Source organism: Nocardia sp. JW2 (assembly GCF_051843015.1).
GTDB lineage: Bacteria > Actinomycetota > Actinomycetes > Mycobacteriales > Mycobacteriaceae > Nocardia > Nocardia coubleae.
The window spans coordinates 96,369-119,242 of the sequence record NZ_JBPXLK010000004.1 but is presented as its reverse complement, the minus strand read 5'-3'; the positions used below and the strand labels follow the sequence as shown (position 1 = coordinate 119,242).

The window sequence follows — 22,874 nt, the reverse complement described above, 5'->3', positions numbered from 1 at the left end:
ACACTCATATCATATGTATTCGGTACTTGTTGGTGCCGAAAGGGAAGGGAAGTCGACCATGTTCGTCGTCATCGGAGCCACCGGGATCGTGGGCCGTGAAGTCATCTCCCACTTGGTAGCGGCAGGCGCACCCGTCACGGCAGTCACCCGGGATCGTGATGCCGTCCTACCGAGCGGAGTTGTTGTCACACAGGGTGATCCAGCGGGACCGCATATCCCAACCGACGTATGGAAGGGCGCAGAAGCGGTGCTGTTGAGCTCGCGTGGCGCCCTCGACTCCGCGACCGCGATCCTCGCCGCGGCAGCGGATCACGGGGTCGAGCGGGTCGTGGTCGTCTCCGCGGCGACCGTCGAGTTCCCCGCGGGGGAACCGCGCTTCATGGCGGGGTTCCGAGCCCTCGAGGCCGCCGCCCAGAGTTCGGGCATGGTGTGGACCGCCTTGCGCTGCAGCGACTTCGCCGCCAACACCCTGGCGTGGGCGCCACAGCTACGCGCCGGTGACGTGGTGCGGGGTGCGTATCGGGATGCGGCCACCTCGCCGATCCACGAACGCGATATCGCCGCCGTCGCGGTGCGCGCACTGACCGAGGACGGACACGGGAATCGCTCCTATGTCCTCACCGGTCCCCGATCATTGACCCAACCCGACAAGGTCCGCATTCTCGGCGAGGTGACCGGTCGCGACCTCTCGTTCCTCGAACTCACCCCCGACCAGGTGCGGGCCGCGATGACGGCACAGGGACTCCCCGAGGAGATCCCGGCCCGGCTGCTCGGCTCGCTCGCGGACTACGCCCGCGTTCCCGGCCCGACGACCACCACGGTCGCCGACCTCCTGGACCGTCCCGCAGAGGATTTCGCCACCTGGGTCACCGACCATGCCGCGGCCTTCACCCGCTGACCGGAGGGCTTGCCGCTGACATCGAATCCCAGCGGCGCCGTTCAGCGGGCGAGTTCCTCGGCGGATTGCTGGCCGGCACCACCGGTGCGCCGGAGGAAGTCGGCGATCACCGTCAGCTCGTCGTCGGTGTAGTCGGCGCACAGCGCGTCCATCCGGTTGTTCATGCCGGAAAACACCTCGTAGAGTGCCGAATTGCGTTCGCGCACAGCACGGACGGTGACCGCCCTGCGGTCGGCGGACTCCGGGTCGCGTTCGCGCACGATCCATCCACCGTTCTGCAACCGGTCGAGAATCCCGGTCAGCGTGGCCGGGTGCAGGCCGGCCCGGAGTGAGAGTTCCTTCGGCGACATCGGGCCGTACCGGTTGATGAGGTCGAGACAGGTGAAGTCCACCTCCCGCAGCTCCACCTGGCCGCCGAAGCGCCGATTGAGCAGGGACAGTTCGATATTCAAGTCACGCAGGGCGTCTTTGACCTCCACCGTGAGCTTGCGTCGCCGAGTCGCTTCGTCCGCCGCCATCCGCGCCCTCTTCTCCTACCCACCGAACGACAATACGAGTTTCATATTATACGAGCGGTGATCGTACTGTGCTGATCGCGGCGGCGACGATGGCTGCCGCCGCGATCAGGGCGGTGGCCTGCCACCCGAACCACTCGACCGCCGCGGCGCCCAAGGCGGTCCCGAGGCTGCCACCGATGAAGTAGACCAGCATGTACGCGCTGTTGCAGCGTGCCGGTGCGCCGGGTTCGATCGCCAGCACCGTGCTCTGGTTGGCGACCTGGGCAGCGAAGAGCCCGGCGTCGAAGGCCGCCAGGCAGACCAGCGTCACGAGCGTGTTCGCGAGGCCGAAACCCATGACGACGCGTCGCGCGCCGGTGCGGGTGCGCCAACCGGCCGGCGACGGAGCTCAACCCGGCCCCGACCGCCGAACAGGCGCCGACCAGGCCGATCATCGGAGCCGGCATGGTGGCGCTGCCCGCGGCGGAACCGGCCGCGAGCGCACAGGCGAGAACCCCGAACTGAGCGGCCAGGACGCGGCCGGGAGCTAAGCGGTCCACCAGCGGCACCAGCAGGCCGAGTCCGAGCATGTAGCCGATCGGCCCGCAAGCCAGGGCGAATCCGACAGCGGTGGTCTGAGTGCCGAGCGAATCCGCCACGTCCGCGATCGCGGGCTACATCGGATAGATCGTCGATGTACCGACGGCTGCCGCGAGTGCCATGAACAGGATCAGGGGACGGTGGAGCCGGTCGGTCACCGGGATCTCTGCGTAGGTATCAGGATTCACTCGACCGACCGTAGGGAGCCGCGAATCGGGTCACCGGCGGGAATTCGACCTGACCGTTCCTGTCCGGGACCCCCTTGTCGGGCGCGAGATCCGCAGTGCGAGGACCGGTTTCGATCGGCCCGAACAGGTGAACCACGAATCTGCTCGAGCACGGCGTCAATCTTGTACTGTCGCAACCAGATCAGATGCTGTCCCGCGCCGGCGGTGTGGACCGGCGGGCCGGCTAAGTCACAGTCGATTCGCAGAGGAACGAGACCATGGCCGACGTAGACACCCCACAGATCAGGACCGACATCCCGCATTCGGCGCGGATCTGGAACTACTGGATGGGAGGCAAAGACCACTATGACATCGACAAGATCGCCGGTGACGCGGGCTTGGCCGTCGACCCGGACATCTCGACCATGGCGGTGCAGTCGCGGCAGTTCCTGATCCGGGCGGTCCGGTTCCTGGCCCGCGAGCGCGGCATCCGGCAGTTCCTCGACATCGGCACCGGTCTGCCGACCATGCAGAACACCCACGAGGTCGCCCAGGGCGTCACCCCCGACGCCCGCGTGGTGTACGTCGACAACGATCCGCTGGTGCTCACCCACGCGCGGGCGCTGCTCACCAGCACCACCCCCGAGGGTGTCACCACCTACATCGACGCCGACTTCCACGAGCCCGAGAAGATCGTCGCCGACGCCCGCAACGTGCTGAACTTCAACGAGCCCATCGCGGTGATGTTCATGGGCGTGCTCGGCCACGCCAAGACCTACGACGACCTGCTCCGCATCGTCGGCACCGTGCTGGCGGCGGTCCCGTCGGGCAGCTACCTCATCATGTGGGACGGCACCGACGACAGCCAGGCCTATGTGACGCTGTGCGAGAACTACACCGGCACCGGCGGCACCCCCTACATTCCGCGCACGCAGGCCCAGATCCAGGCGGTGTTCGACGGCCTGGAGTTCGTGGAGCCCGGCTTCACCTCGATCACCCAGTGGCGGCCCGAGGATGCCCAGGTGGGCGAGGTCCAGCCGATCTCCGCGTACGGCGGGGTCGCCCGCAAACCCTGACCCGACCCATGACAGCGGGCCCGCACCGGTACACGGTGCGGGCCCGCTGTCGTTCAGTAGGCGAACAGCAGGATCTCCTCGCGGGTGTAGTCGTGGTCGGGATGGTTCGCCGTCAGGTGCGCGTTCGCGTGCTCGACCAGGTCGTCCTCGTCGGTGCCGACGATGAGGTCTCCGCAGGGGCATCGCAGTCTGGTCTTCATGGCATTTCCTCTCGCGGGCAACGGTTCCGGCCGATGCGCCCTTGCTCACCGACCGTATGGTGAAATACAGTCTAGACACCTGTCCAGACAGCGAGGGAGACATGGTGCCGAGCAATTTGCGTCCCGAGGACGGCTGCACGCTGCTGATCGACGGAAAACTGAGCCGGGGATCGGGTGGGGTGTTCGCGACCGGCAACCCCGCCACCGGCGAGCGCCTCGGCTGGGCGGCCGATGCCACGACCGAGGACATGCGCGCGGCCGTCACCGCGGCCCGCACCGCCTTCGACACCACCGGGTGGTCGACCGATCCGGCGTTCCGAGCGCGCTGCCTGCGCCAGTTGCGCGAGGCCATGCGCGAGCACATCGAGGAACTGCGCGAGATCACCATCGAGGAGGCGGGCGCGCCCCGGATGCTCACGGCGGGACCTCATCTGGAAGGGCCGGTGAACGATCTCGGCTACTTCGCGGATCTCGCCGAATCCTATTGCTGGCGCACCGAGATGCCGATCGCCGAACCGATGGGGATGCGTACCCGCAGGGAACTGCGCCGCGAGGCGGTGGGCGTCGTCGGGGCGATCACGCCGTGGAACTTCCCCCATCAGATCAACCTGGCCAAGATCGGGCCCGCGCTGGCGGCGGGCAATACCGTGGTGCTCAAACCGGCCCCCGATACCCCGTGGTGCGGTGCGGCGCTGGGGATTCTGGCCGCCGAGCACACCGATATCCCCGCGGGTGTGTTCAATGTGGTGACCGGTTCCGATCACCGGCTCGGCGCGCAGCTCGCCGAGGACCCGGACGTGGATCTGGTGTCGTTCACCGGTTCCACCCGCACCGGGAAGTCGGTGATGGCCGCGGCGGCGGCCACGGTGAAGAAGGTGTTCCTCGAGCTCGGCGGCAAGTCCGCGTTCGTCGTCCTCGACGACGCCGATATCGCGGCGGCCTGTGCGATGGCCGCCTTCTCGGTGTGTGTGCACGCCGGTCAGGGTTGCGCGCTGTCCACCCGGTTGCTGGTACCGCGCAACGCTTACGCGGCGGCTCTCGAAGCGACGGCCAGGACCATGGGCGGCATCCGCGCGGGCGACCCGGACGACCGGCGCACCGTGTGCGGTCCGCTCATCTCCGAGCGACAGCGCGAACGCGTGGAGGGCTACATCTCGCTGGCTCGCAGCGAGGGTGGCGAGGTGGTCGTGGGCGGCGGTCGTCCGGCCGGCCGCGACGCGGGCTACTTCGTCGAGCCGACCCTGATCGCCGGGCTGACGAACGAGTCCCGGGTGGCCAGGGAGGAGATCTTCGGGCCCGTGCTGGTGATCCTGCCGCACGACGGCGACGACGACGCGATCCGCATCGCCAACGACTCCCCCTACGGCCTGTCGGGCTCGGTGTGGGGCACCGATCCCGCCCGCGTCGACAAGGTCGTCTCCGCCGTCCGCACCGGGACCCTCGGTGTGAACGGCGGCACCTGGTACTCGGTCGACGCGCCGTTCGGCGGCTACAAGCAGTCCGGCATCGGACGCGAGATGGGCGTCGCCGGTTTCGAGGAATACCTCGAAACCAAACTCGTGGCCTACCCGGCCTGAAGGAGAACAGACATGACACGTTTCACCGACCGGACCGCGATCGTCACCGGCGCGGCACAGGGTATCGGCGCGGCCTACGCCAAGGCGCTCGCCGCCGAGGGCGCCCGCGTGGTGGTGGCCGACATCAATGCCGAGGCGGGCGAATCGGTCGCCAAGGAGATCACCGCGGCCGGCGGTGTCGCCGCTTTCCGTGAGGTCGATGTCGCCGACCCGGATTCCGCGGCCGCGCTCGCCGCGTTCACCGTCGAGAAGTTCGGCGGCATCGACCATCTGGTGAACAACGCGGCCATCTACGGGACCATGAAGCTGAACCTGCTGCTCACGGTGCCGTGGGATTACTACAAGCACTTCATGAGCGTGAACTTCGACGGCGCGCTGAACGTGACCCGCGCGGTCTGGCCGACGATGCGCGCCAGTGGTGGGTCCATCGTGAACCAGTCCTCCACCGCCGCGTGGACCTATTCGAGCTTCTACGGGCTGGCCAAGGTCGGCGTGAACGGTCTCACCCAGCAGCTGGCCCACGAGCTCGGCAGCTCCGGCATCCGGATCAACGCCATCGCCCCCGGCCCCATCGATACCGAGGCGACCAAGACGATCACACCGTCGGTCATCGTCGACGACATGGTGAAGCGGTTGCCGCTCAAGCGGATGGGCACACCGCAGGATCTCGTCGGCGCCTGCCTGTATCTGCTCTCCGACGACGCCGCCTGGGTGACCGGGCAGATCTTCAATGTGGACGGCGGACAGGTGATCCGCTCATGACCACCGACAACGCGCCACGTCTCGGCTACATCGGGCTGGGCAACATGGGTGCGCCCATGGCGCGCAGGCTCGTCGACTGGCCGGGCGGGCTGGTGGTGTGCGACGCGCGGGCCGCTGCCACCGAGAAGTTCGCCGCCGCGGGTGTCGCGGTGGCGGCGACACCGGCCGAGGTCGCCGCTCGCGCGGCGGTGATCTCGGTGACCGTCCTCGACGACACCCAGGTTCGCGATGTGCTGACCGGTCCGCAGGGAATTCTGTCGACGGCCGCCGCGGGCACGGTGGTCGCCGTGCATTCGACCATCGCCGACAGCACGGCGGTCGAATTGGCCGAGGAATGCGCGCGCCACGAGGTCGAGCTGGTCGACGCACCCGTCAGCGGTGGCGCGCCCGGCGCGAAACAGGGGCGCCTCGCGGTAATGGTCGGCGGCAGCGAGACCGCGTTCGAGGCGGTGCGGTCCCCGTTCGCCCGCTTCGCCGATCTCGTGGTGCACGCGGGCCCGGTGGGTGCGGGTACCCGGATGAAGCTCGCCCGCAATCTGGTGCACTTCGTCGCCTTCGCCGCCGCCGCCGAGGCCTCGCGCCTGGCCGAGTCGGCCGGGCTCGACATCCGCCGCCTCGGTGAGGTGGTGCGCCACTCCGACGCCGTCACCGGCGGACCGGGTGCCATCTTGTGGCGCGAGTCCACCGCCCGCCTCGCCGAGGGCGATCCGTGGCTGCCGATCATGTCGCACGTACGCGATCTGGGCGAGAAGGACCTGGCGCTGGCCCTGGACCTCGGCGCCCGGCTCGGCGTCGAATTACCGCTCGCCCGAATGGGTTTCGAGCATCTCGCCGAAGGTCTCGGCCTTCGGGTCCCCACATCCGACAGGAGCAGCACATGACCGACGACGCCCGCGCCCGCGGCCTGGCCCGCATGAAAGAGGTATACGGCTGGCAACCGCCGGAGATCGACGGCGCGTTCTTCGCCACCACCGTCGATCACCTCTTCGCCGAGATCTGGTCGCGCCCCGGACTCACCGACCGCGACCGTCGGCTGCTGCTGCTCGGCGCGCTCGCCGCCCAGGGCCGCATGGAAACCGCCGAAATCCAGATCCACGCCGCCCTGCACAACAAAGAGCTCACCGAGGAACAGCTCCGCGAAATCGCCCTGTTCCTGTGCCACTATGTCGGCTGGCCCAACGGGACCCGGCTCGATACCGCGATCAGCACCGTTTCCGAACGGGCGCGCGGGGGCGGCGAACCGCGCATGCGCAGGCCCAAATAGGTATCCCATGTACCTGCGACTAATATGGAATTGTGTCCGAAAACCATTCTGATCCCGCGATTCTCGAGGCCACGCGCAGGCGCCTGACCGAGAAACAGGCCGATACGGTCGACCGGCTCACCCGCGCCGCCGTCGACGTCATCACCGAGCAGGGTTATTCCGGACTCACCGTGCGTCAGGTGGCCGCCGCCGCGGGCGTGGGAACCGCGACCGCCTACACCTATTTCTCGTCGAAGGAACACCTCGTCGCCGAGGTGTTCTGGCGTCGCCTGCTGCAGACGCCGCAGCTCGAACACGACGACGACAAGTCGGCGGCCGAGCGGGTCGTCGAGACGCTGCGGCAGGTGTCGCTGATGGTCGGCGGGGAGAACGAGCTGGCGGGTGCCGTGACCAGCGCCCTGCTCGGCCAGGACCCCGACGTGTCGCATCTGCGGGTGCGGATCGGCCTGGAGATCCGGCAGCGGATCGCGCGGGCACTGGGTCCCGACCACGATCCGGATGCGCTCGAGGCGTTCGAATTGCTCTACGCGGGCGCGCTGGTGCGTGCCGGGATGGGATACGGGACCTACGACGAAATGGCGGACCGGATCGAGAAATCGGTCTATCTGATCCTGAAATAGTCTCCGCGACAACAGAAGCCGTCATCCGGTAACCGGGTGGCGGCTTTTTCGCGCATTGCGCCACGCCCGAGAACTGTAGTACCGTCTGGACATGTGTCTATATGACCCAGAGATTGAGAGGTCTTCGATGACGCTTCTGAAACCGCGACGGGTCTCCGGCGGCGAACACGAGCACGGTCACCTCGAGGAACTGCGTTCCGATCCGATCGCCCTCATGCGCCGGGTGCGCGAGGAATGTGGCGACGTGGGCGTTTTCGAGTTGGCCGGGCGCGACGTGGTGTTGCTCTCGGGTGCCGAGGCCAATGAATTCTTCTTCCGCGCCGGCGACGAGGACCTCGACCAGGAGGCGGCGTATCCCTTCATGAAGCCGATCTTCGGCGAGGGCGTCGTCTTCGACGCCAGCCCGGAGCGGCGCAAGGAGATGCTGCACAATCAGGCGTTGCGCGCCGACTACATGCGCGGCCACGCGGCGACGATTTCGCACGAGGTGGACCGGATGATCGCGGACTGGGGTGATTCCGGCGAAATAGATCTGCTCGGCTTCTTCGCCGAGCTCACCATCTACACATCCTCGGCGTGCCTGATCGGCACCAAATTCCGCAATGAACTCGACAGCCGTTTCGCCGAGCTCTATCACGATCTCGAGCGCGGCACCGACGCGCTGGCCTATGTCGATCCGTATATGCCGATCGAGAGCTTCCGTAAACGCGACGAATCGCGGCGCCGACTCGTCGAATTGGTCGGCGAGATCATGGACCGCCGCATCGCCGCGCCTCCCCAGGGCAAGGAGGAACGCGATCTGCTCGACGTGCTGGTGTCGGTGCGTGACGAACAGGGCGCACCGCGCTTCTCGGCGTCGGTGGTCACCGGCATCTTCATCTCGATGATGTTCGCCGGTCACCACACCACCTCGGGGACCTCGGCGTGGACGATGATCGAACTGCTGCGCCATCCCGACACACTCGCCGACGTGGTCGGGGAACTCGACAGCCTCTTCGCCGACGACACCGAGGTGAGTTTCCGTGCGCTGCGCCAGATTCCGCGACTGGAGGCGGCGTTGAAGGAGACGCTGCGACTGCATCCGCCACTCATCATCCTGATGCGGGTGGCCAGGGACGAGTTCGAGGTGTGTGGGCACCGCATCGCGCCGGGCGACCTGGTGGCGGCCACCCCGGCGGTGTCCAACCGGCTGCCCGAATGCTTCCCCGACCCGGATGCCTTCGATCCCGGCCGCTATATCGACCCCGAACAGGCCGATATCGTCAACCGCTGGACCTGGATCCCGTTCGGCGCGGGCAGGCATCGCTGCGTCGGTGCCGCGTTCGCGCTCATGCAGATGAAGGCGATCTTCTCGATCCTGTTGCGCGACTGGGAGTTCGAGATGGCGCAGCCGTCGGACAGCTATCGCAACGATCACTCCAAGATGGTCGTGCAGCTGCAGCAGCCGTGCCGGGTGCGCTACCGCAGGCGCCGCTGACGTCACACGCGAAAGCCGCCCCGAAAGGTTCGGGGCGGCTTTCGACGTCTGACGAGTCAGCGCAGCGGCGACTCGGGCTGGACCTCGCTGACGATCACATGGGCACCGCGCGGCGTGGACACCACCGCGGTGACGGCGTCGGCCAGGTCGGCGGCGCGCAGCATGTAGGGGTGGCGTGCGAAGCCCCAGCGTGCCCAGTCCTTCAGTAGCGGCTCGATGTCCTCGACGGTCGCGTCGGTGCCCATCTCGGTGGCGGTGGGACCGGGGCGGACCAGCGACACGCGAACGCCGGTGCCTTCCAGCTCCATCCGCATCTGGGTGGCCAGGGTCTCGATGCCCGCTTTGGCAGCGCTGTAGGCGCCGGTGCGCGGACGTGGCGTCACCGAGCAGTCCGAGCCGATGAGCACCACGTCGCCGCGGCGTCGCTCGATCATGCCGGGCACGAGCAGGCGCAGCAGGCGCTGAGGGCCCGCCAGGTGCAGGTCGAGCTGGCGGACGAAGTCGGCCGAGGACAACTCGTGCACGCACCCGAATTTCACCACCCCGGCGGCCGAAACCAGGATCTCGATGTCACCGAGTTCACGCTGCGCGGCGGCGACGAACTCCTCCACCGAGTCGTTGTCGGTGACATCGAGCCGGTGGGCGAACGCGGTGCCGCCCTTCTCCCGGATGGCCGCCGCGACGGCCTCGCACTCGGCCTCGCGCCGGGCACCGAGCGCGACCGGATGGCCCAGTTCGGCAAGGGCTTTCGCGGTGGCGGCGCCGATGCCGGACGAGCCGCCGGTGACCAGGGCGGGGCGCGCAGGCGGGTGGGGTTCGAATCGTGGCATGGTCACACCTTCCTTCCGTCCAGACGGAGCCTGGACACCTGTCTGGACATTACTACGGATCAGTCTTGGCGACCGGCGATCGGCCTCACTCGTAGGCGACCTGCCAGTGCTTGATCCCGTTGACGAAGCTCGACCGCAACCTGGTCGGCTCGGCCACCTGCCGTAGGCGCGGCATGGCGTCGGCGATGGCCCCGAAGATCAGCTCCAGTTGCAGTCGCGCCAGATTCGCGCCCACGCAGTAGTGCGGGCCTGTTCCACCGAATCCCAGGTGCGGGTTGGGGTCTCGCAGGATGTCGAAGGTGAAGGGGTTGCCGAAGGCGGATTCGTCGAAATTCGCCGAGCTGTAGAACATCGCCACCCGCTGCCCCGCGCGGATCGGCTGACCGCTCAGTTCGGTGTCCTCGGTGGCCGTGCGCTGGAACGCGATCACCGGAGTCGCCCAGCGGACGATCTCGTCGGCGGCGGTGCGTGGGCGCTGCGCGCGGAAGAGTTCCCACTGCTCCGGATGATCCACGAAGGCCTTCATGCCATGGGTGGTGGCATTGCGGGTGGTCTCGTTGCCCGCGACGGTCAGCAGGATCATGAAGAAGCCGAATTCGTCGGGTGTCAGTGAACCGCCGTCGATATCGGCGGTGACCAGTTTCGACACCAGGTCGTCGGCGGGGTCGAGGCGTCGCGATTCGGCCAGCTGCCAGGCGTAGCCGAGCAGATCCGCGGTGGCGCCGATGGGGTCGCCGTATTCGGGGTCGTCGAAATTGAGCATCTGGTTGGACCAGTCGAACAGGCGCAGCCGATCCGGTTGCGGGATGCCGAACAATTCGGCGATGGCCTGCAGCGGCAGCTCGCGCGCCACCTGGTGGACGAAGTCGCCGCCGCCGGTCGCACGGGCGGCGTGCACGATGGCCTCGGCGCGTTCGGCCAGCGCGGCGCGCAGCGCCTCGACCGCGCGTGGGGTGAATCCGCGCGAGATGATGCGGCGCACGGCCGAGTGCTTGGGTGGATCCATGTTGAGGAGCATGGATTTCGTCGCTTCGAAGGTGTCGGCGGTGACGGTACCGGGGAAGCGGATCACCGAACCCTTGGTGCTCGCGGAGAACAGGGTGGGGTTGCGCGAGATCGTTCGCACGTCCTCGTGACGGCTCACGACCCAGAATCCGCCGTCGTCGTGGGGCACGCACATGTCGTCGGACTGCGCGTTCCACCACACCGGGGCGGCCTTGCGCAACATCGCGAATTCCTCGACGGGCGTGCGCTGTGCCCAGAGTCCCGGGTCGGAGAAGTCCAGGCCGGCGGGGAGGGTGAGTGGGGGCATCGGGATCTCCTCACATCCGCGTCGCGACGCCGCGCGCCCACCGGTAGTCGGCCTTGCCGGTGGGTGAGCGCAGGATTTCGCGACAGCGCAGAATGGCTTTGGGCAGTTTGTAGCGGGCGATGTGCTTGGCGCATTCGTCGAGCAGCTCGGCATCGGTGACGGTCTCGTCGTCCATCTGTACGAGGGCGACGACCTCACTACCCCACCGCTGTGACGGTCTGCCGACCACGACCACGTCGAGCACGCTCGCGTGGGCGGCGACGGCGCGCTCGACCTCTTCGACGAAGATCTTCTCGCCGCCGGAGTTGATCGTCAGGTTGTCGCGGCCGAGCAGTTCGATCCGGCCGTCGCCCAGCACCTTCGCGCGATCACCCGCGATGGACCAGCGCACACCGTCGACGACCGGAAAGGTGCGCCGTGTCTTCTCCTCGTCGCCCAGATAGCCCAGCGGGATGCGGCCCTTGCGCGCCAGCCAGCCCGAGGCGCCCGGTTCGTCGAGCAGCCGGGTGAGGTCCTCGTCGATCACGGCGGTGTCGGTGTCGGCGGGCACGAAGCTGCTCGCTGTGGTTCGGGCGTCGGCGTCGTAGATCTGGGTCATCTGGATGCCGGACTCCGAGGAGCCCACCGAGTCGACGACGAGTACGGGTTTGCCGAAGGCCTCGATCAATCGCTGTCGCACGGCCGGGGTGAGCGGGGCGCCTGCGTTGTGCACGGCGGCCAGCGACGGCAGATCGTAGTGGCGCCGCTCGAGTTCGGCGACGATCGGTCGCGCCATGGCGTCCCCGACGAGCGGAAGGGCGATCACGTTCTCCCTGGCCACAGCCTCGAGGACCGAGGTGGCGTCGAAGCGGTCGACCACGGTGGGCAGCACCAGGGTTCCGCCGTTGGTGACGCACTGGAACAGCAACCACTGCGCGGCGCCGTGCATGAACGGGGCGGCGACGACCAAGCGGTAGGCGCCGCCGGTGACCGTGGCCGAATCGGCGAGTTCCGCATAGGAATTCAGTCGCACGCCGGTGCCGAAGCGGGTGCCGCCCATGGCGGCGAGGTAGATGTCGTCCTGGCGCCACAGCACACCCTTGGGCATCCCGGTGGTGCCGCCGGTGTAGAGCAGGTACAGATCGTCGCCGTCGGGTTCCGGCAGCTCGCCCTCGGTGGTGGCGACGGTGGTCTCGTAGTCGACCGCGCCCGGCAACAGGTCGTTGCCGCTGCTGTCGGCGACCTGGATCAGGAGCGGCGGGTCGGTCAGCGTGGGCAGTACCGCGGCCACCCGTGGAGCGAATTCGGCGTGGTACACCAGCACTCGTGCCCGGGCGTCGCGGAGCAGGTACAGCAATTCCTCTTCGACATAGCGGTAGTTGATATTGAAAGGCACCGCGCGCGCCCGGTAGGCACCGATCAAGATCTCCGGGTACTCGGTGCCGTTGCGCAAATAGACGCCCAAATGGTCCTGCCCGGACAAATGCCGGGCGGTCCGCTCGACCTCGGCACCGATCCCCCGCGCCGCCAGGAATTTCGCGAATCCCGTTACCCTGCGGTCGGTTTCGGCATAGGACATCCGGCGGTCACCGTGCACGAGGAATTCGCGCTCCGGAATCGCCGCCGCCACGGTCGCGAATACGTTCGACAAACTGAAACCAACCATGCAGTGCCTCGCAACTCGATACCGGTTCGCTATTTCTGAATTTCTGTCCAGACAGGTGTCCATGATACGGAGAATCGCTCTCGTTCGGAGTGATTCGCGATTACGACCTTCCGTCGAAGCTGGGTGTAGTACCGTCCAGACTGGTGTCCAGGCAATTGAACGGGCATTCGAACACCGAGGGGGTGTGCATTGTTCGGGCGGACCACATCGCGAGCCGGGCACGGCCATTCCACCGACGCTGAGCCACTCGCGCAGCCACGCACCGCGGGCGCGGTGCTGCGCCGCAACTTCGCCGACACCGTGCTGTCGGCGCTGGCCACCTTCGGCCGCGCCCTGCGCATGGGCACCTCGGCCGTGCGGATCGGTGCGAACGACGCCGTGCGCCTGCGGTTTCCGGTGCACGAAGCCTTGGAACAGGCCTGGTTCCTGGTGAAGGTGACCGCGATTCCGGCCGTGCTGATGGCCGTGCCGTTCGGGGTGATCCTGTCCACCCAGGTCGGCAATATCGTCTCCCAGCTGGGCGCCGACTCGATGATCGGCGCCGCAGGCGGGCTGGGGGTGATCAAACAGGGCGCGCCGATGGCCGCGGGCATTCTGCTCGGCGGGGCGGGCGCCGCCGCGATCGCCGCCGACCTCGGTGCGCGCACCGTGCGCGAGGAAGTCGACGCCATGCGCGTGATGGGCGTGGATCCGGTGCAGCGCCTGGTCGTTCCACGCATCGCGGCCATGATGCTGATCGCGCCGCTGCTCGACGTGCTCATCATCGTCGTCGGGATCGCCGCCGGATACGGCGTGGCGGTCACGGCCCTGGATGTCACGCCGGGCAGTTATTGGGACTCCTTCGGTGCGTTCACCACCTCGCTGGATGTGTGGGTGTCGCTGGTGAAGTCACTGATGTTCGGGTTCCTCGTGGTGGTGATCGCCTGTCAGCGCGGGCTGGAGGCACGGGGTGGACCACGCGGGGTGGCCGACGGTGTCAACGCGGCGGTGGTGATGTCGGTCGCGGCGATCACTGTGCTCAATACCGTTGTCACCCAGGTGGTCACGGTGTTCGTACCACTGCGGGCGGCCTGATGACCGCGAGCCCGTATCTGCCGTTCGGAGTGCGCTGGATCGGCCGGCTGCGCCGCCGCATCGGCCCGGTGCGCCCCGTGGAATCGCTCGGGTTCGTGATCGGGTTCTGCTGGCAGGTGCTGTCGTCGGTGCCGTACACCCTCGCGCACTACCGACGCCAGACACTCACCGCGATCACGGATATGACCTGGGGGCGCGGCTCGGTGATCGTCGGCGGCGGGGTGGTGCCGCTGATGTTGCTGATGGGTGCGGCGATGGGCGCCTCCATCGGCATCGAGGCCCATCACGCGCTGGACGCGCTGGCACTCGGTCAGCTCAGCGGGCTCATCTCCGCGTTCGGGGTGACCCGGGAGCTGGCACCGATCGCTGCCGGGGTGGGTTTCGCCGCACAGGCGGGCTGCCGGATGACGGCGGAGATCGGGTCGATGCGGATCTCGGAGGAGATCGACGCACTCGAATCCATGGGGATCCGGTCGGTGCCGTTCGTGGTCACCACCCGGGTGGTGGCCGGGATCGTCGCGGTGGCACCGGCTTTCGTGGTGGCGCTGATCCTGAGCTATCTGTCGTGTCAGCTGATCGTGACATCGATCCACGAGGTGCCGACCGGGACCTACGACCACTACTTCGACCAGTTCGTCCTCGGCTGGGATGTGTTCGCCGCGACCGTGAAGGTGGTGGTGTTCGCCGTCGCGGTGGTGCTGATCCATTGTTACCAGGGCTATTTCGCGGTCGGTGGACCCGAAGGTGTCGGTATCGGTTCGGGGCGCGCCATCCGCGCCAGCCTGGTGGCGATCATCGCGCTCGACATGGTGGCCACCGTCGTCCTGTGGGGCTGGCGCTCCCCGATCACGTTCACGGGGTGACGCGCATGCCTCCGTACGCACTTCCCGGGACCGAGGTGGGGCCGTTGCGTGCCCGTGTCCTCGGCGTCTGCGCGCTCCTGGTCGCGCTGGCGAGCGTGCTGGCTTGGCAGGTGTGGCCGGAATCTCTTGCCCCCGAGCAGATCCGGGTGACGTTGCGGACCGAGCGGGTCGGTGCGGGCATCGCCCCCGGCACCGATGTCCGTCTCGACGGGGTGCGGGTCGGGACGGTCGAGGCCATCGCACCGGCCGGGCTGGGGCGCGAACAGCTCACCCTGGTGCTCGACCGGCCGCAGCTGTTCGGGCTCACCGACACCGTCGATGTCGAGTTCGCGCCGGGCAATCTGTTCGGCATCAGCGCGCTGAATCTCGTGGCGCGGCCCGGTGGCACCGAGCTCGGGAACGGTTCCTCGGTCGACCTCGACGACGGCCGCGTCCGCGACGCCACGCTGGCGGCGCTGCTGCGCTCCACCGGCGGACTCGTCGAGCAGGTACTCACCCCGAAACTGGCCGCGCTGCTGCACACCATCGCCGGTGACCTGCGTGCCTTCACCCCGCTGCTGGAAGCCCTCGGTGCCACCCTGCGCGCCTACGCCGACACCCGCGAACTGCCGCCGTCGGAGCTGGCGAGTTCCTCCGGTTCGGTGCTGGCCGGTATGCCGCCGATGCTGACCGGCGCCGTCGACGTGCTCGAGGCCGCCTACACCAACGAGTACCTGCGCTCACCGGCGAACATCGCGCGGTTCGGGCAGTTCTGGGGCGATATGCAGTACCAGCTCCTGCCCGCCGTCACCGCGCTGATGACCACCGCGCGAACACATTTCGGCGACATGATGCCGATGGCCACACTGCTGCTCGACGAGGTGTCCGCGACCATGGGTCCACCGGGACGATCGGCGGATCAGCTCGCCACGCTGCTCGAACGCCTCGGCGCCGCGTTCCGTGACACCCCCGACGGTCCCGTGCTCCGGGTCTCGGTCGAACTCGACACCGTGCCGGGTCTGGCCGGGCCGCTGGCCGCACTGCTGCCGAGCGGAGGGCGCTGATGAGGACTCGCGGGCTCGCCGTGCGGGTGGCGATCGCACTGACGCTCACCGCCGTCGCACTGGCCGGGATCTTCCGGTTGATCGAGCGACCGGTGCGCGGCGACACCGAGTCCTTCACCGCGCTGTTCACCGATGCCAACGGGTTGCGCACGGGCGACGACGTGCGGTTGCACGGAGTCGCGGTCGGCAAGGTGTCGGGGATCGAGCTCGACGGCGCACTGGCCCGCGTCCGGTTCACCGTGCTGCGCGCGCACCCGGTCGACACGGCCGCCACCATCGCCGTCCGGTACCAGAACCTCACCGGCTTCCGGTATCTGGAGATCGTCGCACCGCAGCGGCCGAGTACACCGCGCGCGCCCGAGCAGGTGTTCGGGACCGCCGAAACCGTTCCTTCGTTCGACATCACCACGCTGTTCAAGGGTTTGCAGCCGGTGCTCGCGCAGCTGTCAACCGAGGAGATCAACCGGTTCACCACCAGCCTGCTCGCCGTGATCCAGGGGGACGGGGCCGGTCTCGGTCCCGCTCTCGACGCGGTCGACACCCTGAGCCGCTACGCCTCCGACCGGCAGGTCGTGCTGTCGACGCTGGTGCGTAATCTGGCCGTGATCGCGGAGCGCCTGGGCGGTAAGTCGGCGCAGGCGGTGCGGATGCTGACCAACCTCACCGGCTTGTTCACCGCCATCGCCGACAAGCTGCCCGGTCTGGTCGATTTCTCCGTTGCCATTCCCCCGGTGCTGCAACCGATCCGGTCGATGCTGACCGTCGCGGGCATCACCGGTGACGAGGACAGCGATCTGGACCTGGTGTTGCGCAATGCCTTTCCCGATCCGCAGGTGGCGGCCGAGGTCTTCGCCGGACTGCCGGGGCTCATCCAGACCATGGCGGCCACCGTGCCCGCGAACGGGCGGGCGGGCACGTGCACTCATGGGGTCGCTGCGGCGCCGGAGCCGTTGCGGGTGCTGTTCGACGGGCAGGGGGTGACGCTGTGCCGCACCCGATGACACGACTGCGGGCCCTGTTCGGTCGGCGCACGGACGGGCGTGCCGGTGACCTGCGCTGGGGGCTGGCCGGGCTGTGCGGTGCCGTGCTGCTCATGATCGCGCTGGGTGTGGTCGCGGTGGTCGGGACGGATGCCGAGCGGGTGTACCACGCCGAACTGGCCGACGCGGGTGCGCTGCGCGAAGGCGACGATGTACGGATCGCGGGGATCGGTGTCGGCCGGGTACGGACGCTTGACCTGCTGGCGGATCGGGTGCGGATGACGTTCACCGTGCGCGAGGACGTGGCCGTCGGCGATCAGACGATCCTGGAGATCCGCATGCTGACGGTGGTGGGCGGCTACTACGTCGCCCTGCGACCGGCGGGCACCGCTGCACTGGGTTCGGCCGTGATCCCCCGGGAGCGAGTGATCCTGCCCTACAACCTCACCGAGGTCTTCCAGGACGCGGTACGACCCGTGCGCGAGATCGACGGCTCGGTGCTGCGACAGAACCTGGCCGCCCTGTCCACCTCGTTCGACAACAGTCCCGACGCTTTCCGCTCGGCGCTGCGCGCCGCCGGTGACCTCGTGGCGGTGCTGGACACCCAGAACGCCGACATCTCGCGCGCGCTCGCCTTCGCCGACGAGTACCTGACCGCGCTGAGCGGGAGTTCGCAGGTGCTCGCCCAATTGGTGCGCAACCTGCACACCCTGGAAACGCTGGTGCAGACCAACAAGGCCATCGTGAGCCAGGCGCTGGGCGACCTGTCCGATGTGCTGCGCAAGGCGTCCCCGCTCGGCCGGGCCTGGGACCGCGACCTGCGAGCCCGCGCGCAACCGCTCGCCGACGCCGTCGCGGGCTTGGAAAACCTGGGCGCGCACCTGGGTTCGCTCTTCGAAGCACTGGTGGCGCTGGAACAGCGACTGACGCCGCTGCTCGCCGGTGGCGACGGAATGAGCATCGACCACTCGGCGGTGACGATCGTGCCGGACCGTATCTGTGTGCCGGTGCAGGGAGGTGGGTGCTGATGGTGACACGCCTGCTCGGTTCGCGCGGGTTCATGTCCACGGCGGTGGTGCTTGTCGTCGTCCTCGCGGGCGCGATGGCACTACAGCTGTCACGGCCCGCGCCGCCGGTGCGCACCTATTGCGCGGACATGCCCGACAGCATCGGGCTCTACCGGGGCAGCTCCGTCACCGTGCTCGGCATCCCGGTCGGTGAGGTCACCGGCATCGAGCCACACGGCGCCTCGGCTCGCGTGCGGTTCACCGTGCGCGCCGATCGCCGGCTGCCCCCTGATGTGGGCGCGGTGACCGTGAGCGACACCCTGGTGGCCGATCGCCATCTCGCTCTCGTCGGCGACGAACCGGCTGCCGGTGGCTGGGAGCCGGGCACGTGCATCACCAGAACACTGACGCCGCTGAGTCTTTCGGAGACCTTCGACGCGCTCGCCGGGCTGGCCGACGAACTGAACGCCGCCGACGATCCCGCGCAGCGCACGGCCCTCGGCTCGGGCTTGTCGGCGCTCGACCGGGCGACCGCGGGCACCGGCGACGACATCAACGCGCTCCTGCACCACCTCGGCCGGGCGCTGGCCGCCCCCGATGCCGCGATGGGGCACCTCGGCAGTCTCATCGACGCCCTCACCGAGCTGGTACGGCACGCCCGCAACGGGTGGGACACCGTGCGGGCGATGACGATCGAGCTGCCGCGGACGTTCGACGACATCGTCACCATCGCCTTCCCACCGATCATCGACATCGTCACCTACCTGATCCAGGTCCTGCCCCAGCTCAACGACGTGATGATGATGATCGGCACCCCGGCGGTCCGTGCGCTCGACAAGATCGCCGACCTGCCCGCACTGCTGACGGCGGGATTCGGCTCGGTTGCCGAAGTCATCGAGCTCACCCCCGCCCTCGCCGCCGGCTTCGCCGCGAGTATCGATCCGGACAGTGGACGGCCGACCGTCGGGTATGCGCCGCCGAGGTTGGCTGTCCCCCAAGCAGATTCTCCACACCTATGCGCCGCGATCCAGGTCGTGACCGGTCAGCCTTGTGCTCTCGGGCCGGACGGTACGGTCACCGTGCCCACGATCGCGGCCCTGCTCGCGGGGGTGAGCGCGCGATGACGACGATGAACAGCCTTGCCCGGCATCGGGAAGTAGTCCGCTCCACGCTGCCCACATGCCGGGTGCGATACCTGCTTTCGATCAGGGGGCGCGGCCGACTCCGCCACCTGTTCCTGATTGTCGTAGTGGCCTGCACCCTGCTCGGATGCGCGTCGACTCTGCCGGGCACCGGCGAACCCACCTATCGGCTGCGCATCGAATTCGCCAGTGTCCTCAACCTGCCGCAGGGCGCGAAGGTGATCGCCGACGGTGTCCGGGTGGGCAAGCTCTCGTCGGTCGCCCTCAGCGAAAAAGGCCATGCCACAGCGGAAGTCGAGATCAACGACACGGTTCGGCTGCCGGTGGGCACCACGGCCGAGCTGCGCCAGAACACCCCACTGGGCGACGTGCACATCGCGCTCACCGAACCGCGCGAATCCACCACCGGCACGCTGGGACCTGGCGCGACGATCCCGCTGGCCGACACCGCCCGCGCCCCGGCCATCGAGGACATTCTCGCCACGCTGTCGGTGTTCATCGGCACCGGCGCGGTCACCGATCTGCAGGACATCGTCACCACGATGAACGGGGTGCTGCCCGCCGATCCGCGCGACACCGCCCGCCTCTCCGAAACCCTCGGCACGGACCTGTCGGACCTGGCCGATCACCTCGACTCGGTCGACGCGATCCTCGACGGTCTCGGTGCCACCCTCGAGGACGGGGTTCTCGACAATGCCCCGGTGCTGGCCGAGCTGCTCACGCCCTACGGCGTCACCCAGACCACCGATGCGATCAACGCCCAGATCGGTGTCATCTTCGTCCTCACCGCGCTCGGCCCGGTCGCGCCGAGCGCCGCCTGGCTCGGGCCGCTGCTCGGTTCGCTCGACGCCACGACCGCCGCGGTGGTGCCGATGCTGTTCGGCAGCAGACCGTTCGACACCTCGTCGCCGTCGAACCTGAAGACGCTCGTCGACCTGATCCATACCAGGGTGCTGCCCTTCGCTCAGCGCGGGCCGAAGGTCGACGTGGTCGAGATCGGGGTGACGGGGGCGATGAGTACCGACGAGCAGACCGCGCGAATCGTCGACCTGCTGCGGATGATCGGAGCCGTCCGATGAATACCCGTGCCGCACTGTCGCTCTCGGCCATCGCGGCCGTGCTGGTGCTCGGCGTCGCGTACATGACGTTCGGGGTACTGAATATCGACCCGCGTCGCGACTACCTGGCTGTCGAGCTGGAGCTGAGCACCTCGGGTGGGCTCGGTCCCGGCGCGCCGGTGCTGCTCAACGGGATCGCGGTGGGCCGGGCCGAGTCGGTGCGCAAGCAGGCGAGCGGGGTGCTCGTTGCCTTGCGGATCGACGAGCGGTACCCGATTCCGGTGTCGAGCCGGATCCGCGTGGAACAGCTCTCGGCACTCGGCGAGCCCTACATCGGTTTCGACCCGGTCGACGACGCGGGGCCGTATCTCACCGACGGGCAGCGCATTCCGGCGCACCGCGTGCCCGCGCCGATGACCATCACCACCCTGTCCACCCGGCTGATCGACCTGCTCGATCAGATCCGCCCCGAGGTGATGGCGGGCCTGGTCGACACCTTCGACCGTGCCCTCGCCGACACCGAGGCGACCATGCAGACCCTGCGCCGCTCCACCACGTTGCTGGCGGCGACGCTGCTCAGCCGCACCGATCGGCTGCGTCAGCTGTTCGCCGACCTGCAATTCCTCGGCGCCGACATCGACTGGATGGGGCCGTCGCTGAGCACAGCGGGCCCGCTGTTCGGCGAGTTCGGCATCACTCTCAGCGCCATCGTGCAGTCCGGGTCGGCGCTGGTCGAGAGCCGCCCGGTCGCCGACTATTTCTCCGGGAGCGGGGTGCTGGTGTTCGTGCGCGAACTCGACGCGCTGCTCGCGAAGATCGGGCCGAGCGCCGCGGCCTTGGGTCCGATGCTGCAACCGGTGGTGCGCGACGCGGTGGCCACCGCACCCGATCTCGATCTCGGCGCCCTGCTCGACCAGGCCCTGCACGGCCTCGGCGACGACACGGTGCATCTGCGCATCGGCATCAAATAGGCACGAAAGGATCGGCACCCCATGACCGTTGACCTCGAGACCCGCCCCCACACGCCTGCCCCCGGCGGACCCCAGCCACGCACCCTCTCGATCCGGCTGTCGAGCGTGCTCACCGGGTGTGCCGTCGCGGCGCTCGTGGTGGCGACGGCCACCTTCGGCCTGCTGTATCTGTCGGCGCGCACCACCATCGCCGACCACGATCGGCGCGCCGCCGAGGATCGCCGGGTCGAACAGGTCGCCCTCGACTACGCGCTCGGGGCGTCGACCATCGACTACCGGGACGCCAAGGCGTGGCTGGCCCGGCTGAAAACCGGTACCACACCGCAGCTTTCGGGCAAGTTCGACGCGACAGCGCCGCAACTCGAGCAGATCCTGCTGCCGCTGCAGTGGACCTCGACGGCGACACCCTTGTCGGCGGGCGTCGTGTCCGAGTCGGGCGGGGTGTACAAGGTGAACGCCTATCTCACCGTCAACTCCACCAGCGTGCAGAATCCCACCGGCACCCTCACCACCGTGGCCTATTCGCTCACGGTCGACCGCAACGCGGACTGGCGGATCGCCGATGTCGGTGGGCTGCAGAACGCCCTGCCGCTGAAGTGACCTATCTCGCCCGCACCGACATCGGCAGCGTGGCGAAGCCGCGCACGCTCACCGAGTGCACCCGTTCGGCAGCCGCGGTGTCGATCTCGTAGCCGCGGATGGAGGCGGCGATCTGCCCGAGGCCGATATTGGCCTCCATCCGCGCCAGGTGCGCACCGAGGCAGAAGTGCACGCCGAGACCGAAACTCAGCAGGGTCTGGGAGCTGTCGCGGCCGATACGGTACTCGGCGGCGTCGTCGAAGACGTCCTCGTCGCGGTTGGCGGAACCGAGCAGCAACAGCACCCGCTCCCCCGCCGCGATGGTGTGCTCACCGAATTCGACATCCGCGAGGACACGGCGCACCAGAATCTGGGTCGAATTGTCGTAACGCAGCGTCTCTTCGGTCCAGTCCGGCACGAGCGACGGGTCGGCCAAGGGTTTGGCGACCTCGTCGGGAAACCGCGAACCCCAGTACATGGCGTTGCCGAGCAGCTTGGTCGTCGTCTCGTTGCCCGCGACGACCATCAGGATCAGGAAGCCGATGATCTCGGCGTCGGACAGGCGGGTGGTGCCCGCGTCGCCGTCGGTGATCTCGGCGTCCATCAGTACCGACACCAGATCCTCACCGGGGTTCTTGCGGCGCCCTTCGAGCAGGTCGCGGTAGTAACCGGTGAGTTCGAGATAGGCCATGATCGCGCCCTGCGGCACGTCGAGCACGCCTTCCTCCCGGTGCAACAGCAGATCCGACTGGGTGCGCAGGTGGGCGCGGTCCGATTCGGGGACGCCGAGCATCTCCGAGACCACGTCCATCGGCAGCAGCCCGGCGAAGTCGCGGATGTAGTCGAACTCGCCCAGCTGCAGACACCGATCCCAGTGGCTACGGGTGAGTTCGGCGATCCGTTCGCTCAGGTCCGCGAGCCTGCGCGGGGTGAAACCCTTGGACACCAGTTTGCGGATGCGCGCGTGCTTGGGGTCGTCCATCGCCAGGAAAGACATGGACCGGTGCGCTTCGGGACCGTAGGCGGTGGGGTCGAGCGAGACACCCCAGCTGTTGGACAGGCGGGCGCTGTCGCGCAGGGCGGCCCGCACATCGCGGTGCCGCGACAACGCCCAGAAGTCCATCGACGCGTTGCGGTACACCGGCGCCTCCGCCCGCAGCCGGGCGTAGGTGGGGTACGGGTCCTCGTGGAAGGCGTAGTCGTACGGGTCGAACGGGATCGAGGTCTCCATG

Annotated in this window: 24 protein-coding genes; 17 read left to right on the top strand and 7 right to left on the bottom strand. The window is 68.3% G+C overall.

What is annotated here, in order from left to right; translation table 11 throughout:
* Nucleotides 1-13: 13 nt before the first annotated feature.
* The gene (locus ACSVDM_RS08150; RefSeq protein WP_439263828.1) at nucleotides 14-898 is read left to right on the top strand and encodes an NAD(P)H-binding protein; all 885 of its coding nucleotides are present in this window, start codon (nucleotides 14-16) and stop codon (nucleotides 896-898) included.
* A gap of 41 nt (nucleotides 899-939) precedes the next feature.
* On the opposite strand, the gene ACSVDM_RS08145 is transcribed toward ACSVDM_RS08150, so the two are convergent.
* Both ACSVDM_RS08145 and ACSVDM_RS08140 read right to left on the bottom strand, forming a co-directional pair.
* A complete protein-coding gene (locus tag ACSVDM_RS08145; RefSeq protein ID WP_439263827.1) occupies nucleotides 940-1,416 on the bottom strand; it encodes a MarR family winged helix-turn-helix transcriptional regulator in 477 nt (158 codons plus the stop codon).
* Between the two features lie 46 nt (nucleotides 1,417-1,462).
* On the bottom strand, nucleotides 1,463-1,753 hold the full coding sequence (locus ACSVDM_RS08140) for a hypothetical protein (protein ID WP_439263826.1): 291 nt from the start codon (nucleotides 1,751-1,753) through the stop codon (nucleotides 1,463-1,465).
* Nucleotides 1,754-2,440: 687 nt separating this feature from the next.
* Here ACSVDM_RS08140 and ACSVDM_RS08135 point away from each other — a divergent pair.
* Nucleotides 2,441-3,238: an SAM-dependent methyltransferase gene (locus ACSVDM_RS08135; protein WP_439263825.1), complete on the top strand. Its 798-nt coding sequence runs from the start codon at nucleotides 2,441-2,443 to the stop codon at nucleotides 3,236-3,238.
* Between the two features lie 53 nt (nucleotides 3,239-3,291).
* On the opposite strand, the gene ACSVDM_RS08130 is transcribed toward ACSVDM_RS08135, so the two are convergent.
* Nucleotides 3,292-3,438, bottom strand: a complete 147-nt coding sequence (locus tag ACSVDM_RS08130; protein ID WP_439263824.1) for a DUF1059 domain-containing protein — start codon at nucleotides 3,436-3,438, stop codon at nucleotides 3,292-3,294.
* 101 nt (nucleotides 3,439-3,539) lie between these two features.
* Here ACSVDM_RS08130 and ACSVDM_RS08125 point away from each other — a divergent pair, with 101 nt between their 5' ends.
* From ACSVDM_RS08125 to ACSVDM_RS08100, 6 genes are all read left to right on the top strand, one after another.
* On the top strand, nucleotides 3,540-5,015 hold the full coding sequence (locus ACSVDM_RS08125; RefSeq protein ID WP_439263823.1) for an aldehyde dehydrogenase: 1,476 nt from the start codon (nucleotides 3,540-3,542) through the stop codon (nucleotides 5,013-5,015).
* 12 nt (nucleotides 5,016-5,027) lie between these two features.
* Entirely contained in the window at nucleotides 5,028-5,777 is a 750-nt protein-coding gene (locus ACSVDM_RS08120) for an SDR family oxidoreductase (protein ID WP_067487511.1), read from the top strand.
* On the top strand, nucleotides 5,774-6,658 hold the full coding sequence (locus ACSVDM_RS08115; protein ID WP_439263822.1) for an NAD(P)-dependent oxidoreductase: 885 nt from the start codon (nucleotides 5,774-5,776) through the stop codon (nucleotides 6,656-6,658). Before ACSVDM_RS08120 ends, ACSVDM_RS08115 begins: the two co-directional genes overlap by 4 nt.
* Entirely contained in the window at nucleotides 6,655-7,041 is a 387-nt protein-coding gene (locus ACSVDM_RS08110; protein ID WP_067487507.1) for a carboxymuconolactone decarboxylase family protein, read from the top strand. Before ACSVDM_RS08115 ends, ACSVDM_RS08110 begins: the two co-directional genes overlap by 4 nt.
* A gap of 32 nt (nucleotides 7,042-7,073) precedes the next feature.
* Complete coding sequence (locus ACSVDM_RS08105) at nucleotides 7,074-7,661, top strand: TetR/AcrR family transcriptional regulator (RefSeq protein WP_439263821.1); 588 nt, start codon at nucleotides 7,074-7,076, stop codon at nucleotides 7,659-7,661.
* 127 nt (nucleotides 7,662-7,788) lie between these two features.
* Nucleotides 7,789-9,138 (top strand): cytochrome P450, encoded by a 1,350-nt coding sequence (locus tag ACSVDM_RS08100; protein WP_439263820.1) that lies wholly within the window; start codon nucleotides 7,789-7,791, stop codon nucleotides 9,136-9,138.
* 56 nt (nucleotides 9,139-9,194) lie between these two features.
* Here the strand turns inward: ACSVDM_RS08100 and ACSVDM_RS08095 are convergent, their stop codons facing one another.
* From ACSVDM_RS08095 to ACSVDM_RS08085, 3 genes are all read right to left on the bottom strand, one after another.
* Nucleotides 9,195-9,968 carry an SDR family oxidoreductase gene (locus ACSVDM_RS08095; RefSeq protein WP_067487837.1) on the bottom strand — a complete coding sequence of 258 codons (774 nt, stop codon included), beginning with the start codon at nucleotides 9,966-9,968 and terminating at the stop codon, nucleotides 9,195-9,197.
* A gap of 85 nt (nucleotides 9,969-10,053) precedes the next feature.
* Nucleotides 10,054-11,280 (bottom strand): cytochrome P450, encoded by a 1,227-nt coding sequence (locus ACSVDM_RS08090; protein WP_439263819.1) that lies wholly within the window; start codon nucleotides 11,278-11,280, stop codon nucleotides 10,054-10,056.
* Between the two features lie 10 nt (nucleotides 11,281-11,290).
* Nucleotides 11,291-12,925: an acyl-CoA synthetase gene (locus ACSVDM_RS08085; RefSeq protein WP_439263818.1), complete on the bottom strand. Its 1,635-nt coding sequence runs from the start codon at nucleotides 12,923-12,925 to the stop codon at nucleotides 11,291-11,293.
* A 339-nt stretch (nucleotides 12,926-13,264) separates the two neighbouring features.
* Here ACSVDM_RS08085 and ACSVDM_RS08080 point away from each other — a divergent pair, with 339 nt between their 5' ends.
* Genes ACSVDM_RS08080 through ACSVDM_RS08040 form a run of 9 tightly spaced genes read left to right on the top strand, consistent with a single transcriptional unit; the run spans nucleotide 13,265 to nucleotide 21,663 of the window.
* Entirely contained in the window at nucleotides 13,265-13,999 is a 735-nt protein-coding gene (locus ACSVDM_RS08080; protein ID WP_312032647.1) for an ABC transporter permease, read from the top strand.
* Nucleotides 13,999-14,862, top strand: a complete 864-nt coding sequence (locus ACSVDM_RS08075; protein WP_067487495.1) for an ABC transporter permease — start codon at nucleotides 13,999-14,001, stop codon at nucleotides 14,860-14,862. The genes ACSVDM_RS08080 and ACSVDM_RS08075 overlap by 1 nt, the downstream gene beginning before the upstream one ends.
* Nucleotides 14,863-14,867: 5 nt before the next feature.
* Nucleotides 14,868-15,905, top strand: coding sequence for an MlaD family protein (locus ACSVDM_RS08070; RefSeq protein WP_439264015.1), 1,038 nt, complete (start codon nucleotides 14,868-14,870; stop codon nucleotides 15,903-15,905).
* Entirely contained in the window at nucleotides 15,905-16,906 is a 1,002-nt protein-coding gene (locus ACSVDM_RS08065; RefSeq protein ID WP_439263817.1) for an MlaD family protein, read from the top strand. The genes ACSVDM_RS08070 and ACSVDM_RS08065 overlap by 1 nt, the downstream gene beginning before the upstream one ends.
* A complete protein-coding gene (locus tag ACSVDM_RS08060) occupies nucleotides 16,903-17,913 on the top strand; it encodes an MlaD family protein (RefSeq protein ID WP_439263816.1) in 1,011 nt (336 codons plus the stop codon). Before ACSVDM_RS08065 ends, ACSVDM_RS08060 begins: the two co-directional genes overlap by 4 nt.
* Entirely contained in the window at nucleotides 17,913-19,016 is a 1,104-nt protein-coding gene (locus ACSVDM_RS08055; protein WP_439263815.1) for an MlaD family protein, read from the top strand. The genes ACSVDM_RS08060 and ACSVDM_RS08055 overlap by 1 nt, the downstream gene beginning before the upstream one ends.
* Nucleotides 19,013-20,113, top strand: coding sequence for an MlaD family protein (locus ACSVDM_RS08050; protein ID WP_439263814.1), 1,101 nt, complete (start codon nucleotides 19,013-19,015; stop codon nucleotides 20,111-20,113). Before ACSVDM_RS08055 ends, ACSVDM_RS08050 begins: the two co-directional genes overlap by 4 nt.
* On the top strand, nucleotides 20,110-21,063 hold the full coding sequence (locus tag ACSVDM_RS08045; protein ID WP_067635410.1) for an MlaD family protein: 954 nt from the start codon (nucleotides 20,110-20,112) through the stop codon (nucleotides 21,061-21,063). Before ACSVDM_RS08050 ends, ACSVDM_RS08045 begins: the two co-directional genes overlap by 4 nt.
* Before the next feature lie 21 nt (nucleotides 21,064-21,084).
* Complete coding sequence (locus tag ACSVDM_RS08040; protein ID WP_439263813.1) at nucleotides 21,085-21,663, top strand: hypothetical protein; 579 nt, start codon at nucleotides 21,085-21,087, stop codon at nucleotides 21,661-21,663.
* 1 nt (nucleotide 21,664) lies between these two features.
* Here ACSVDM_RS08040 and ACSVDM_RS08035 read toward each other — a convergent pair whose 3' ends face one another.
* The gene (locus ACSVDM_RS08035; protein WP_181696480.1) at nucleotides 21,665-22,873 is read right to left on the bottom strand and encodes a cytochrome P450; all 1,209 of its coding nucleotides are present in this window, start codon (nucleotides 22,871-22,873) and stop codon (nucleotides 21,665-21,667) included.
* Between the last annotated feature and the right edge of the window lies 1 nt (nucleotide 22,874).